This window comes from Pseudomonas sp. GW823-FHT02E01 (assembly GCF_058797535.1).
In genome coordinates this window covers 59,652-73,548 of sequence record NZ_JBXAJS010000015.1, presented here as the reverse complement: position 1 = coordinate 73,548, position 13,897 = coordinate 59,652, and the positions used below count along the sequence as shown (strand labels likewise).

The 13,897-nt window shown below is 59.3% G+C and carries 12 protein-coding genes; 1 reads left to right on the top strand and 11 read right to left on the bottom strand.

The genetic code is table 11. From position 1 onward, the window contains the following. Nucleotides 1-2: 2 nt before the first annotated feature. The 5 genes from tpiA to rlmE form a co-directional block, all read right to left on the bottom strand. A complete protein-coding gene (gene tpiA, locus AC1RDQ_RS26900) occupies nucleotides 3-758 on the bottom strand; it encodes a triose-phosphate isomerase (protein WP_218494887.1) in 756 nt (251 codons plus the stop codon). A 66-nt stretch (nucleotides 759-824) separates the two neighbouring features. Continuing rightward, nucleotides 825-2,162 carry a phosphoglucosamine mutase gene (gene glmM, locus AC1RDQ_RS26895; RefSeq protein WP_057716476.1) on the bottom strand — a complete coding sequence of 446 codons (1,338 nt, stop codon included), beginning with the start codon at nucleotides 2,160-2,162 and terminating at the stop codon, nucleotides 825-827. A 16-nt stretch (nucleotides 2,163-2,178) separates the two neighbouring features. Then, nucleotides 2,179-3,030 (bottom strand): dihydropteroate synthase, encoded by an 852-nt coding sequence (folP, locus tag AC1RDQ_RS26890; protein WP_218494886.1) that lies wholly within the window; start codon nucleotides 3,028-3,030, stop codon nucleotides 2,179-2,181. A gap of 8 nt (nucleotides 3,031-3,038) precedes the next feature. Then, on the bottom strand, nucleotides 3,039-4,949 hold the full coding sequence (ftsH, locus tag AC1RDQ_RS26885) for an ATP-dependent zinc metalloprotease FtsH (protein ID WP_057716478.1): 1,911 nt from the start codon (nucleotides 4,947-4,949) through the stop codon (nucleotides 3,039-3,041). A gap of 199 nt (nucleotides 4,950-5,148) precedes the next feature. Continuing rightward, on the bottom strand, nucleotides 5,149-5,781 hold the full coding sequence (rlmE, locus tag AC1RDQ_RS26880) for a 23S rRNA (uridine(2552)-2'-O)-methyltransferase RlmE (protein ID WP_057716479.1): 633 nt from the start codon (nucleotides 5,779-5,781) through the stop codon (nucleotides 5,149-5,151). A 105-nt stretch (nucleotides 5,782-5,886) separates the two neighbouring features. On the opposite strand from rlmE, the gene AC1RDQ_RS26875 reads away from it, so the two are divergent. Then, nucleotides 5,887-6,195 carry a YhbY family RNA-binding protein gene (locus tag AC1RDQ_RS26875; RefSeq protein WP_007942889.1) on the top strand — a complete coding sequence of 103 codons (309 nt, stop codon included), beginning with the start codon at nucleotides 5,887-5,889 and terminating at the stop codon, nucleotides 6,193-6,195. Between the two features lie 9 nt (nucleotides 6,196-6,204). On the opposite strand, the gene AC1RDQ_RS26870 is transcribed toward AC1RDQ_RS26875, so the two are convergent. From AC1RDQ_RS26870 to dnaJ, 6 genes are all read right to left on the bottom strand, one after another. After that, nucleotides 6,205-6,609, bottom strand: a complete 405-nt coding sequence (locus AC1RDQ_RS26870; RefSeq protein ID WP_090457736.1) for an MFS transporter — start codon at nucleotides 6,607-6,609, stop codon at nucleotides 6,205-6,207. A 28-nt stretch (nucleotides 6,610-6,637) separates the two neighbouring features. Beyond that, nucleotides 6,638-7,114 (bottom strand): transcription elongation factor GreA, encoded by a 477-nt coding sequence (gene greA, locus AC1RDQ_RS26865; RefSeq protein ID WP_057716674.1) that lies wholly within the window; start codon nucleotides 7,112-7,114, stop codon nucleotides 6,638-6,640. Nucleotides 7,115-7,116: 2 nt separating this feature from the next. Beyond that, on the bottom strand, nucleotides 7,117-10,338 hold the full coding sequence (carB, locus tag AC1RDQ_RS26860; protein WP_007988688.1) for a carbamoyl-phosphate synthase large subunit: 3,222 nt from the start codon (nucleotides 10,336-10,338) through the stop codon (nucleotides 7,117-7,119). A 116-nt stretch (nucleotides 10,339-10,454) separates the two neighbouring features. Further along, the gene (gene carA / locus AC1RDQ_RS26855) at nucleotides 10,455-11,591 is read right to left on the bottom strand and encodes a glutamine-hydrolyzing carbamoyl-phosphate synthase small subunit (RefSeq protein WP_492588602.1); all 1,137 of its coding nucleotides are present in this window, start codon (nucleotides 11,589-11,591) and stop codon (nucleotides 10,455-10,457) included. Nucleotides 11,592-11,850: 259 nt separating this feature from the next. After that, the gene (dapB, locus tag AC1RDQ_RS26850; protein ID WP_492588601.1) at nucleotides 11,851-12,654 is read right to left on the bottom strand and encodes a 4-hydroxy-tetrahydrodipicolinate reductase; all 804 of its coding nucleotides are present in this window, start codon (nucleotides 12,652-12,654) and stop codon (nucleotides 11,851-11,853) included. Nucleotides 12,655-12,664: 10 nt separating this feature from the next. Then, on the bottom strand, nucleotides 12,665-13,789 hold the full coding sequence (gene dnaJ, locus AC1RDQ_RS26845) for a molecular chaperone DnaJ (protein WP_057716482.1): 1,125 nt from the start codon (nucleotides 13,787-13,789) through the stop codon (nucleotides 12,665-12,667). Nucleotides 13,790-13,897 lie beyond the last annotated feature (108 nt).

The window sequence follows — 13,897 nt, the reverse complement described above, 5'->3', positions numbered from 1 at the left end:
TTTCAGTTTCCCGCGGCGCGACAGATCGCACCGAACTCATCTGCATTCAGGGAAGCCCCACCAATGAGACCCCCATCGATATCCGGCATGCCGAACAGTTCGACCGCATTGGCCGCCTTCACGCTGCCGCCGTATAGAAGCCGCACACCTTGTGCGACTTCAGAATTCTCTGCCGCCAACTGGGCGCGAATGGCTGCGTGCACATCCTGCGCCTGTTGCGGCGTTGCAGTCAGCCCCGTGCCAATGGCCCAGACCGGCTCGTAAGCGATCACTGCCTTGGCAAAGGCACCGACACCCAGCTCCTCAATGATACTGCCAAGCTGACGCGAGACAACCTCAAGAGTTTTTCCGGCTTCACGCTGCTCCAGGGTTTCCCCTATGCACAACACCGGAGTCAAGCCACATGCCTGTGCCGCTGCGAACTTGCGGATCAGCATTGCGTCCTGCTCCCCCAGAATCTGGCGGCGCTCGGAATGCCCGACAAGCACCAGGGAACAACCTGCATCCACCAACTGACTCGGTGCAACTTCACCAGTCAACGCACCTTGTCCGGATTCCACCGCAGAATTCTGCGCGCCGACCGAAATCGACTTTCCTTCCAGGCCTTCAATCACTTGATTGATATGCAGGAAAGGCGGGAATACCGCAACATCAACACTGCTCGGCAAGGCCAAGTCACGAAGGCCGTTGATCAGCTCTGCGACGCTGGCGCGGGTACCGTGCATCTTCCAGTTACCAGCTACCATAGGGCGACGCATGCTGTACCTCGTCGGTCAAAGTGGGCGCAGATGTTACCCAACACAATCATGGCTGGCAAGCCGAATTCAGGCAGAAACTTCAGTTACCAGTTTTGCCAGCTCTTCGGCATACCCACGAACCTGCGTTTCGTCTTCGCCTTCGACCATCACACGCACCAGCGGCTCGGTTCCGGATTTGCGCAACAGCACACGCCCGCGACCTGCCATGGCCTTGGTCACACGCTCGCTGGCCTCCTTGACCGACGGATGCTCGAGAGGGCTTGCGCCGCCGCCGAATCGCACATTGATCAGCACCTGAGGACACTTGCGCAGCGCCTGCCGCGATTGCGCCAGACCTTCGTCACGCCTGCCCAGCGCCATCAACACCTGCAGCGCCGCAATAATTGCATCGCCCGTGGTGGTGTGGCTGAAGCACACGATGTGCCCGGAGTTTTCACCACCCACGATCCAGTTGCGCTCCAGCAGTTCGGCAATGACATAGCGGTCACCGACATTGGCGCGCACCAATGGAATACCCAGATCCGCCAAGGCCAGCTCCAGCCCCAGGTTACTCATCAGGGTTCCGACCACGCCGCCCTGCAGCTTGCCGCGCTCATGCAGGTCACGGGCAATGATGAACAGCAATTCGTCGCCGTCCACCACCGCTCCCGTGTGATCGACCATCTGAACGCGATCACCGTCACCATCGAAGGCAATGCCCAGATCAGCCTTCTCGGCCACAACGGCAGCCTGCAGCGACCCCATATGGGTCGAACCGCAATTGTCGTTGATGTTCAATCCATTCGGCTGCGCCGACAATACGACGACTTCAGCGCCCAACTCGCGGAACACGCTCGGCGCCACTTTGTAGGTCGCACCATGGGCGCAGTCGATCACAATCTTGAGGCCGGTAAAGCTGGTACCGGTCGGCACACTGCTCTTGCAGAATTCGATATACCGACCCGACGCGTCATTGATTCGCGACACCTTGCCGATCTTGCTCGACTCAACCACAGTCATTGGGGTATCGAGCAGCTCTTCGATCATGTGCTCGACTTCATCCGGAAGCTTGGTGCCCTGGCCGGAGAAGAACTTGATGCCATTGTCATCATGCGGATTATGTGACGCACTGATGACGATGCCTGCCTCGGCATGGAAAGTGCGCGTCAGGTAGGCGATTGCCGGAGTCGGCATCGGCCCCAGCAGCATCACATCGGCACCTGCCGACGTCAGCCCCGCTTCAAGCGCCGACTCAAACATGTAGCCGGAGATTCGGGTGTCCTTGCCTACCAATACCTTGCAGGCGCCCATCTTGCGGAAAGCCATGCCTGCAGCCCAGCCGAGCTTGAGCATGAAATCAGGAGTAATCGGGTACTCACCGACACGCCCACGAATACCATCGGTGCCAAAATATTTTTTGCTCATAAGTGCTCCTTCATTCTTATTCGGCTGATTCCACTGCGGCGATCATCCGCACCACATCCACTGTTTCGGCTACATCATGGACGCGCAATATACGCGCACCTTTCGCCAAAGCCAGCGCCGCGAGCGCCAAACCACCATACAGCCGGTCTCCCACCGGACGATTCAATGCCTGACCAATCATGCTCTTACGCGAAACCCCGACCAACAGGGGCCGCCCCAAGACATGCAGGGCTTCCATATGTTTGAACAAACTCAGATTGTGCTGCAAGGTTTTGGCGAAGCCAAAGCCGGGATCAAGAATGATCCGTTCAGCTGGAATACCCGCCAATGAACACTGATGCATGCGCTCGGCGAGAAACTCGCCGACCTCCCGGGTGACATCCTGATACTGCGGATTGTCCTGCATATCGCCCGGCTCGCCCAGCATGTGCATCAGACAAACCGGCAGCCCGGTGGCAGCAGCAGCATCCAGGGCACCATCGCGTCGCAACGAACGCACATCGTTGATCAGGCCCGCACCCAGGCGCGCTGCTTCTCGCATGACGGCAGGCGTTGAGGTGTCGACCGAGATGATCACATCCAGTTCGCGATTGATGCGCTCGACGATAGGGGCTACGCGCTCCAGCTCTTCGAGTGGCGACACAACCCTGGCACCAGGGCGGGTGGACTCTCCACCGACGTCGATCAGCGTCGCGCCGGCCGCCACCATGGCTTCGGCGTGGCGCATGGCCGCGTCGAGCTGGCTGTATTGGCCACCATCGGAGAAAGAATCAGGGGTGACATTGAGAATACCCATGACATGCGTCTGGGCCAAATCAAGAACCCGGTTGCCGCAAGGCAACCGGGTCGAGGACTGAACAGAAGTCATTTAAAACCTTATACGTCAGCAGCAGGACCGCCGATCGGTGTTTCCGGACGCTCATCCTGCACCACCGGAGGGGTGCCGGAAGTACCCGTACCACCCGACCAGTCGCGCGGCTCGCGAGGCGTACGACCCGCCATGATGTCGTCGATCTGCTCGGCATCGATCGTTTCGTACTTCATCAAGGCATCGGCCATCGCATCGAGCTTGTCACGGTTGTCCGTGAGAATCTGCTTCGCCGTGCCATAGCACTGATCGATGATGCTGCGCACTTCGGAATCGATCAGCTTGGCTGTCTCACCAGAGAAGCTTGCACTCTGACCGCCACCGCCGCGACCGAGGAACACTTCACCCTCTTCTTCGGCGTACATCAACGGACCGAGCTTTTCCGAAAGACCCCACTTGGTCACCATGTTCCGCGCAATCTGGCTGGCGCGCATGATGTCGTTGGAGGCACCGGTGGTCACGCCATCGAAGCCCAGGGTCATTTCTTCAGCGATACGACCGCCGTACAGCGAGCAGATCTGGCTGATCAACGCACGCTTGGACAGGCTGTAACGATCTTCTTCCGGCAGGAACATGGTCACACCCAGCGCGCGACCGCGCGGGATGATCGACACCTTGTACACCGGATCATGCTCAGGCACGACACGACCTACAATGGCGTGACCCGCTTCGTGATAAGCCGTGTTCTGCTTTTCTTTCTCGGACATGACCATGGATTTGCGCTCGGCGCCCATCATGATCTTGTCTTTCGCCAGTTCGAATTCTTTCATCTCGACGATGCGCTTGCCGGCACGGGCAGCGAACAACGATGCCTCGTTCACCAGGTTCGCCAGGTCAGCACCGGAGAAGCCTGGAGTACCACGAGCGATCACGGCCGGGGCAACGTCGTCGCCCATCGGCACTTTACGCATGTGAACCTTGAGAATCTGTTCGCGACCACGAATGTCCGGCAGACCAACTACAACCTGACGGTCGAAACGGCCCGGACGCAGCAGCGCAGGGTCCAGAACATCGGGACGGTTGGTCGCGGCAATCACGATGATGCCGTCATTCATCTCAAAGCCGTCCATCTCAACCAGCAATTGGTTGAGCGTCTGCTCGCGCTCGTCGTGACCACCACCCATGCCAGCACCACGATGGCGACCGACCGCATCGATTTCGTCGATGAAGATGATGCATGGAGCGTGTTTCTTGGCCTGCTCGAACATGTCGCGAACACGGCTGGCACCCACGCCGACGAACATTTCGACGAAGTCGGAGCCGGAAATGGTGAAGAACGGTACCTTGGCTTCGCCGGCAATGGCCTTGGCGATCAAGGTTTTACCGGTACCCGGAGGACCCACCATCAGCACACCGCGAGGAATGCGGCCACCGAGGCGCTGGAATTTGCCCGGATCGCGCAGGAACTCGACCAGTTCACCGACTTCTTCCTTGGCTTCGTCGCAACCGGCAACGTCAGCCAGGGTCGTCTTCACCTGATCTTCGGAGAGCAGGCGCGCCTTGCTTTTGCCGAAGCTCATCGGCCCGCCCTTGCCACCGGCACCGCCCTGCATCTGCCGCATGAAGAACATGAACACGGCGATAATCACGAGGATCGGGAAGCTGGCAACCAGAAGCTGAGTCCAGATGCTTTGCTGTTCAGGCTGCTTGCCTTCGACCACGACGTGGTTATCCACCAGGTCGCCGATCAGGCCGTTGTCCTGGATCGCCGGGCGAATGGTCTTGAAGCTGTCGCCATCGTTGCGCTTGCCGGTAATCACGTAGCCATCAACCGCTACGCGCTCGACCTTGCCATCCTTGACCTGCTGGATGAAGTCGGAATAGTTGAGGGTCTGCGGCTCGTTAGGGCTGGAGAAGTTGTTCATCACCGTCACCAGGACAGCCGCGATGATCAACCACAGGATCAGATTCTTTGCCATATCGTTCAATTAACTACCCTCTGAAGCAAGCTCCGCTACTGGCGCGCGCTTCGCATGATATTCACCGGCCTAACTTACTACATTACCTACAACTTGGCAGGCGCCGTCTGTAACCCTTTGTGAAACACTTCCTACACAATATTCGCTAATTCTGACAAGGCGTAATACAAAAATCCTATCGCCTTGATCGAAAATTCACTCAACTCTCACTGCGTCCGCGGAAACCACGGCCCAGCAGGTACTGCTCGCGAGAACGGTCGCGCGACGAAGTCGGCTTGCGCATCTGCACCTTCTCGAACTGCTGGCGAACGCTCTTGTGGAACTCGTCGAAACCTTCGCCCTGGAAGATCTTGATCAAAAAATCACCACCGGGCTTGAGCACCCGAGTCGAGAGATCCAGTGCCAACTCGCACAGGAACATCGCTCGCGGCATGTCCACGGCTGGTAGTCCACTCATATTGGGGGCCATATCGGAAATCACAAGGTCTACTTCCTTATTTCCGACGGCATCGAGGATCTGGGCCAGCACGGCATCCTCGGTAAAGTCGCCCTGAATGAAGGTCACGTCCGGGATGCTGTCCATTTCCAGAATGTCAGAAGCGATCAATGTCCCCTGCCCACCAATCAGACGACTGGTCACCTGGGACCAGCCACCAGGGGCCGCTCCAAGGTCGATTACGCTCATGCCCGGGCGGATCAGACGGTCCTTTTCCTGGATCTCCAGCAGTTTGTAGCTGGCGCGGGAACGATACCCGTCTTTTTGCGCCATTTTGACGAATGGGTCGTTGAAATGTTCTTTCAGCCAGTTAAGGCTTGTCTTGGAACGGGCCACGGGCCACCTCGAAAATAAAACGGGTCGTGATTAACTGGGCGGTCCCGGACTCGCTCGGGTAAACTGGCCGCCGCTTTTTACAAGATCAGACGCAGGGGTCAGATTATGCCGCTCACTCAAGAGCAGAAGAAACAGTACAAATCCATTGGCCACCATCTGAAACCGGTTCTGATTGTGGCAGACAATGGTTTGACTGAAGGTGTGTTAGCCGAACTCGAACGCGCATTGGCGGATCACGAGCTGATCAAGATCAAGCTCAACATCCTCGATCGCGAATCGCGCCTGGCGTCCATTGCAGAGCTCTGCAAGGTCGGCAAAGCGGATCTGGTCCAGGTCATCGGCAAGATGGCACTGATCTACCGCAAGAACTTCAGCGTCAACAAGCAGCTGTCGAACGTCCATCGCTTCAAGTGATGGCAAGGGTCAAGGGTGTGCTTCGCGCACCCTGCCACTCCATCCCGGCATCGGCTGCAACACCAGCACCAGCCCGGTAAAGCCCAGAACAAGATAGCTGAACGCCTGCCAACGCACGGCATCCGGCCAGCCGAAACGCACCACGAAGTACATCGCGCACGCATACAACGCCATCAACAGCAGTTGCCCGCGAATATCGCGCCATAGACTGACAAGGCCCTCGGCCTTAACCAGCACCAAAGCCTGCAATATCACACACGCCGTAGCGAATCCCACTACCAACGTATTGAGCATGCCTGCGATTTCATCGATCAGCAGCGGTGCCAGGCCAATTCGTCCCAGCACCGGCAAAAGACCGACGTGCAACAGCCACAAGCCGCCGACCCACAACATCTGGGTCAGCTGCCAAAGCATGACGCCCGCACGAAACGGGCGCCGGCCTTCAGACGTGGCGAACTTCGACAATCTCGTACTCGATAACGCCACCAGGCGTCTTGACGGCAACCACATCACCCTCTTCCTTGGCAATCAAGGCGCGGGCAATCGGCGAGCCGACAGAGATCTTGCCGAGTTTGATGTCAGCCTCGTCCTCACCAACGATCTGGTAAGTCACGCTTTCATCGGTTTCGACGTTGGCGATTTCGACGGTTGTGCCGAAAATCACCTTGCCGGAGTGAGGAATGGTCGTCACATCGATGATCACCGCGTTCTGCATGCGGCCTTCGATATCACGGATCCGCGCCTCGACCATACCCTGCTGCTCACGGGCAGCGTGGTATTCGGCGTTTTCCTTCAAGTCACCCAACTCGCGGGCCGTACCGATATCCTGGCTAAGCTTCGGACGAACGACCTTGGTCAGGTGAGTGTGCTCTTCTTCCAGGGCGCGTGCGCCCTGAACGGTCATCGGGTACTTCGTTATGCTCATGCCTTCAATCCTGCGTGTAGATCCTGCAAGCGGCGCACGGTCTTCTCGGGACCGAACTTCAGCGCTTCACAGATGGCTTCGCCAGCAGCAATGGTGGTGGTGCAGTAAATCTTGTGCTGCAGGGCATTACGACGAATGGAGTACGAATCAGCGATCGACTGACGACCTTCGGTGGTGTTGATGATCAGCGTGACTTCGTCATTCTTGATCATGTCGACCACGTGCGGACGACCCTCGGTCACCTTGTTCACACGGCGCACTTTCAGGCCTGCAGCCTCGATCAGCTTGGCAGTACCGGCAGTGGCGACCACTTCGAAGCCCAAGTTGATCAGATCACGGGCCACGCCCGCAACCAGTGGCTTGTCGTCGTCACGCACGCTGATGAACGCAGTACCGCCGGTCGGCAACACTTCGCTGGCACCCATCTGGGCCTTGGCGAACGCTTCACCGAAGGTGTCGCCCACGCCCATCACTTCACCGGTCGACTTCATCTCTGGGCCGAGGATCGGGTCAACGCCAGGGAATTTGGCGAACGGGAACACCGCCTCTTTCACGCTGTAGAAGTTCGGAATGATTTCCTTGGTGAAACCCAGTTCTTTCAGGGTTTTACCGGCCATCACGCGCGCCGCGATCATCGCCAGGGAAACACCAATGCACTTGGACACGAACGGTACGGTACGGGAAGCGCGCGGGTTGACTTCGATGACGTAGATGTCCTCGCCTTGCAGCGCCAACTGTACGTTCATCAGGCCGACCACACCCAGTTCCAGGGCCATTTTCTTGACCTGTTCGCGCATTTCGTCCTGGATGTGCGCCGGCAGCGAGTACGGCGGCAGCGAGCATGCGGAGTCACCGGAGTGAACGCCAGCCTGCTCGATGTGCTGCATGATCGCGCCGATCACCACGTCCTTGCCGTCGCAGACTGCATCCACGTCCATTTCGATGGCGCAATTGAGGAAGTGGTCCAGCAGCACCGGGCTGTCGTTGGACACTTGAACCGCTTCGCGCAGGTAGCGCTTGAGTTCTTCTTCTTCGTAGACGATTTCCATCGCACGACCGCCCAGTACATAGGACGGACGTACCACCAGCGGGTAACCGATCTTGGCGGCGGCACGAATCGCTTCGTCTTCGCTGCGCACGGTGGCGTTTGGCGGCTGACGCAGGTTCAGGCGCTGAACCATCTGCTGGAAGCGCTCACGGTCTTCCGCACGGTCGATGGCGTCAGGGCTGGTACCGATGATCGGCACGCCGGCGGCTTCCAGGGCACGCGCCAGTTTCAGCGGGGTCTGGCCGCCGTACTGGACGATCACGCCTTTCGGCTTCTCGACGCGGACGATTTCCAGCACGTCTTCCAGGGTCACTGGTTCGAAGTACAGGCGATCGGAGGTGTCGTAGTCGGTGGATACGGTTTCCGGGTTGCAGTTGACCATGATGGTCTCGTACCCGTCATCGCGCAGGGCCAGTGCCGCGTGTACGCAGCAGTAGTCGAACTCGATGCCCTGGCCGATACGGTTCGGACCGCCACCCAGGATCATGATCTTGTCGCGACCCGATGGCGCCGCTTCACACTCTTCTTCGTACGTCGAGTACAGGTAAGCGGTGTCGGTGGCGAACTCAGCGGCGCAGGTGTCGACGCGCTTGTAGACCGGGAAGATTTCCAGCTTGTGACGATGAGCACGCAGGCTCTTCTCGGTCACGCCCAGCAGTTTGGCCAGGCGCATATCGGAGAAGCCTTTGCGCTTGAGGCGGAACATCAGATCGCGGTCGATGCTGGTCAGACCCAGGGTCTTGACCTTCTCTTCGTCCTTGATCAGGTCTTCCATCTGCACCAGGAACCAAGGATCGATCATGGTCATGCCGAAGATGTCTTCAACACTCATGCCGGCGCGCATGGCGTCCGCCACGTACCAGATACGCTCGGCGCCCGGCACGGTCAGCTCGCGCTTGAGCACGCTCATGCTTTCCGGGTTGGCCAGATCAACCTTCTCGTCCAGACCGCAAACACCGACTTCCAGGCCGCGCAGGGCTTTCTGCAGGGACTCCTGGAAGGTCCGGCCGATGGCCATGACTTCACCGACCGACTTCATCTGAGTGGTCAGGCGCGCGTCAGCCTTGGAGAACTTCTCGAAGGCAAAACGTGGCAGCTTGGTGACGACGTAGTCGATGGACGGCTCGAAGGACGCCGGGGTCTTGCCGCCGGTGATGTCGTTCGACAGCTCGTCGAGGGTGTAACCCACGGCCAGCTTGGCCGCAACCTTGGCGATCGGGAAGCCGGTGGCTTTCGAAGCCAGGGCCGACGAACGGGATACACGCGGGTTCATCTCGATCACGACCATGCGGCCAGTGTTCGGGCAAATACCGAACTGAACGTTGGAGCCGCCGGTTTCCACGCCGATCTCGCGCAGTACCGCCAGGGAGGCGTTACGCAGGATCTGGTATTCCTTGTCAGTCAGGGTCTGTGCAGGTGCCACGGTGATCGAGTCACCGGTGTGCACGCCCATCGGGTCGAAGTTTTCGATGGAGCAGACGATGATGCAGTTGTCCTTCTTATCGCGGACAACCTCCATCTCGTACTCTTTCCAACCGATCAGCGATTCGTCGATCAGCAGTTCCTTGGTCGGCGACAGGTCCAGACCACGGGCGCAGATTTCTTCGAACTCTTCACGGTTGTAAGCAATACCGCCACCGGTGCCGCCCATGGTGAAGGACGGACGGATGATGCACGGGAAGCCAAGCTTCTCGAGGACCGCATTGGCCTCTTCCATGCTGTGGGCGATACCGGAACGCGGGCACGCCAGGCCGATGGATTTCATCGCCTTGTCGAAACGCGAACGATCTTCAGCCTTGTCGATGGTGTCGGCGTTGGCACCGATCATCTCTACGCCGAACTTCTCCAGAACGCCTTCGCGCTCCAGGTCCAGGGCGCAGTTCAGAGCAGTCTGGCCGCCCATGGTCGGCAGCAGCGCGTCCGGACGCTCTTTTTCGATGATCTTGGCAACGGTCTGCCACTTGATCGGCTCGATGTAGGTCGCGTCGGCCATGGCCGGGTCGGTCATGATGGTGGCCGGGTTGGAGTTCACCAGGATGACGCGGTAGCCCTCCTCGCGCAGGGCTTTACAGGCCTGGGCGCCGGAGTAGTCGAATTCGCAGGCCTGGCCGATCACGATCGGGCCAGCGCCGAGAATCAGGATGCTTTTAATGTCTGTACGTTTTGGCATGGGTTTGTCACTCAAATCCGCAGGTCAGTCGGCAAGCCGTCTTGTTCAATCTGAAGCCTTGAGGGGGCCGCCGGTATCGGGACCACCCTCAAGCCTTGCTACATCAGGGCGAGCGATCAGCGTCGCTTGGCCATCTCGGTGATGAAGCGATCGAACAATGGCGCTACGTCGTTCGGGCCAGGGCTGGCTTCCGGGTGACCCTGGAAGCTGAAGGCGCTCTTGTCGGTACGCTCGATACCTTGCAGGGTGCCGTCGAACAGCGATTTGTGGATCGCGCGAACGTTGGCCGGCAGGGTCGCTTCGTCTACGGCAAAACCGTGGTTCTGGCTGGTGATCATCACCACACCGCTGTCCAGGTCCTGGACGGGGTGGTTAGCACCGTGGTGGCCATGACCCATTTTCAGGGTCTTGGCGCCGGAGGCCAGGGCCAGCAGTTGGTGGCCGAGGCAGATACCGAAGACCGGAATTTCGGTTTCCAGCACGTCCTGGATCGCCTGGATCGCGTAGTCGCAAGGCTCCGGGTCACCAGGGCCGTTGGACAGGAATACGCCGTCCGGCTTCAGCGCCAGCACTTCGGCAGCAGGCGTTTGCGCAGGCACGACGGTCACGCGGCAACCGCGCTCGACCAGCATGCGCAGGATGTTCACCTTGACGCCGTAGTCGTAGGCAACCACGTGGTACGGCAGCTCGGAAGCTTCGATGGTCGCGTGGCTGTCGGTTTTCAGATCCCAGACAGTCGAGCGCCACTCGTAGCTTTCCTTGGTGCTGACGACTTTCGCCAGGTCCATGCCCTTGAGGCCAGGGAAGCCCTGGGCGGCGGCAATGGCGGCAGCTTCGGAAATGTTGTCACCAGCCATGATGCAGCCGTTCTGCGCGCCTTTTTCACGCAGGATGCGCGTCAGGCGGCGGGTGTCGATACCGGCGATGGCCACAACATTGTTGGCCTTCAGGTAGTCGGACAGGGACATCGTGTTACGCCAGTTGCTCGCCACCAGTGGCAGGTCACGGATGACCAGGCCGGCAGACCAGACGCGGTTGGATTCGGCGTCTTCCGGCGTGGTGCCGGTGTTGCCGATGTGCGGGTAAGTCAGGGTAACAATCTGTTGGGCGTAGGAAGGATCGGTAAGGATTTCCTGATAGCCGGTCATTGCGGTGTTGAACACCACCTCACCAACGGTTTGACCGTCGGCTCCAATGGCTTCGCCGCGAAAAATGCTGCCATCAGCAAGGGCGAGTATGGCTGGCTTAGTCAAGAAGACCTCCCGTAAATAAAGCCTGAAAGGGCGATCGCAGGTTGTAAAAAAGCGGAGTGACGTATGGACACGTCACCCCGCTTCTTCACTGAATTATTCTGCGCGCTTTTAGTGGACACACTAAAGCTGTAGCTTACAGAAAAAGGCCTTTTTGGTCTACCGCCAATGAGCCTTAAAGGCTGGAGAATGCGACAGGACGTCGCTTGGCGGAACAAAACCGGGCTCAAACGCTGTGCGCGAGCCCGATTTCGGGTGCATCTTAACGCAGATCGAGCACGTCTTGCATGTCGTAAAGGCCAGGCTCGCGCCCGTCCAGCCACAATGCGGCACGCACCGCACCCTTGGCGAACGTCATGCGACTGGATGCCTTGTGTGTGATCTCGACACGCTCGCCGTCGGCGGCGAACAGCACGGTGTGATCACCGACGATGTCGCCAGCGCGCACAGTGGCGAAACCAATGGTCTCGCGATCACGAGCGCCGGTCTGGCCCTCACGACCATACACCGCCACCTTTTTCAGATCGCGACCCAACGCATCGGCAATCACCTCTCCCATGCGCACGGCAGTGCCGGACGGCGCATCGACTTTATGCCGATGGTGAGCTTCGGTGATTTCGATATCGACATCGTTGCCCAATACGCGAGCGGCCGTGTCGAGCAACTTCAGGCACAGGTTGACCCCGACACTGAAGTTGGCCGCGAAGACAATCGGAATGTCCTTGCCCGCTTCCGCCAGCAACTGCTTTTCTTCAACGCTGAAACCGGTGGTACCGATGATCATGGCCTTGCCGTGTTTACGGCAGAAGGCCAGGTTCTTCAGGGTCACCGTCGGGTGCGTGAAGTCGATCAGCACGTCGAACTCGTCGACCACCCGATCCAGATCACCGGACAGAGGCACGCCGATACGACCCAGCGCAGCCAACTCACCGGCATCCGCGCCGACCAACGTGCTGTCGGGACGATCCACCGCCGCCGTCAGACCGGCGCCCGGGGTTTGCTGCACGGCTTCAATCAGGGTCTTGCCCATGCGCCCGGCGGCGCCCATCACTGCAATACGTCGCATGCCTGTCTCCTTACAAATCGCCGAAGAAGCGCTTCACACCTTCGAACCAACCGGTGGTTTTTGGCGAATGGCTGTTGTCATCCGCCAGCGAACTACGGAATTCCTCGAGCATTTCACGCTGGCGACGGCTCAGGTTGACCGGAGTCTCGACCGCCACGCGGCACATCAAGTCGCCAGCACCACCGCCACGCACTGGCGCGACACCCTTGCCGCGCACACGGAACTGCTTGCCGGTCTGGGTCCCCTCAGGGATCTTCAGCTTGACCCGACCATCAAGGGTCGGAATTTCCAGCTCGCCACCCAGCGCCGCATCGACGAAGCTGATCGGCACTTCGCAGAACAGGTGCTTGCCATCGCGCTGGAAAATCGAGTGCTCGCGCACATTGATCACCACGTACAGGTCGCCAGTCGGGCCACCCTGGGCACCCGCCTCGCCTTCGCCGGACAGACGAATGCGATCACCGGTATCGACACCGGCCGGCACTTTCACCGACAGGGTCTTGTACTCTTCGACACGACCTTCGCCGTGGCAGGAATCGCACGGATCGGAAATGATCTTGCCTTGGCCATGGCAGCGCGGGCAGGTCTGCTGCACCGAGAAGAAACCTTGCTGCATGCGCACCTGGCCGATACCGCCGCAAGTCGGGCAGGTCACCGGCGCAGAACCTTTCTTGGCGCCGGAGCCGTCGCAAGGCTTGCAGTTGACCAGCGTCGGAACGCGGATATTCACGGTCGTACCGCGCACCGCCTCTTCGAGATCCAGCTCCAGGGTGTAGCGCAAGTCACTGCCGCGCTGAGCACCGCCACGGGAACCGCCGCGACCGCCACCGAAGAAGTCACTGAAGACATCACCAAAGATGTCGGAGAAGTTCTGACCGCCGAAACCGGCACCGCCGCCACCCATGCTCGGGTCGACACCGGCATGGCCGTACTGGTCGTACGCCGCGCGCTTGCTGGAATCGGACAGCACTTCGTAGGCCTCGTTGGCCTCCTTGAACATCTCTTCCGACGCCTTGTCATCGGGATTACGGTCCGGGTGGTGCTTCATCGCCAGGCGACGGTAAGCCTTCTTCAGGTCCGCTTCGCTTGAGCCACGCTCAACACCCAACACTTCGTAATAGTCACGCTTTGCCATAAGTCTTTGCACTCTTGAGGACGTCCGACAAAACCCTCCTGAGTTTGCCGAACTCGTTGAGCCCCAATACAGGCCCGGACCCAACTCACGTCAATTCAACGATCCTGG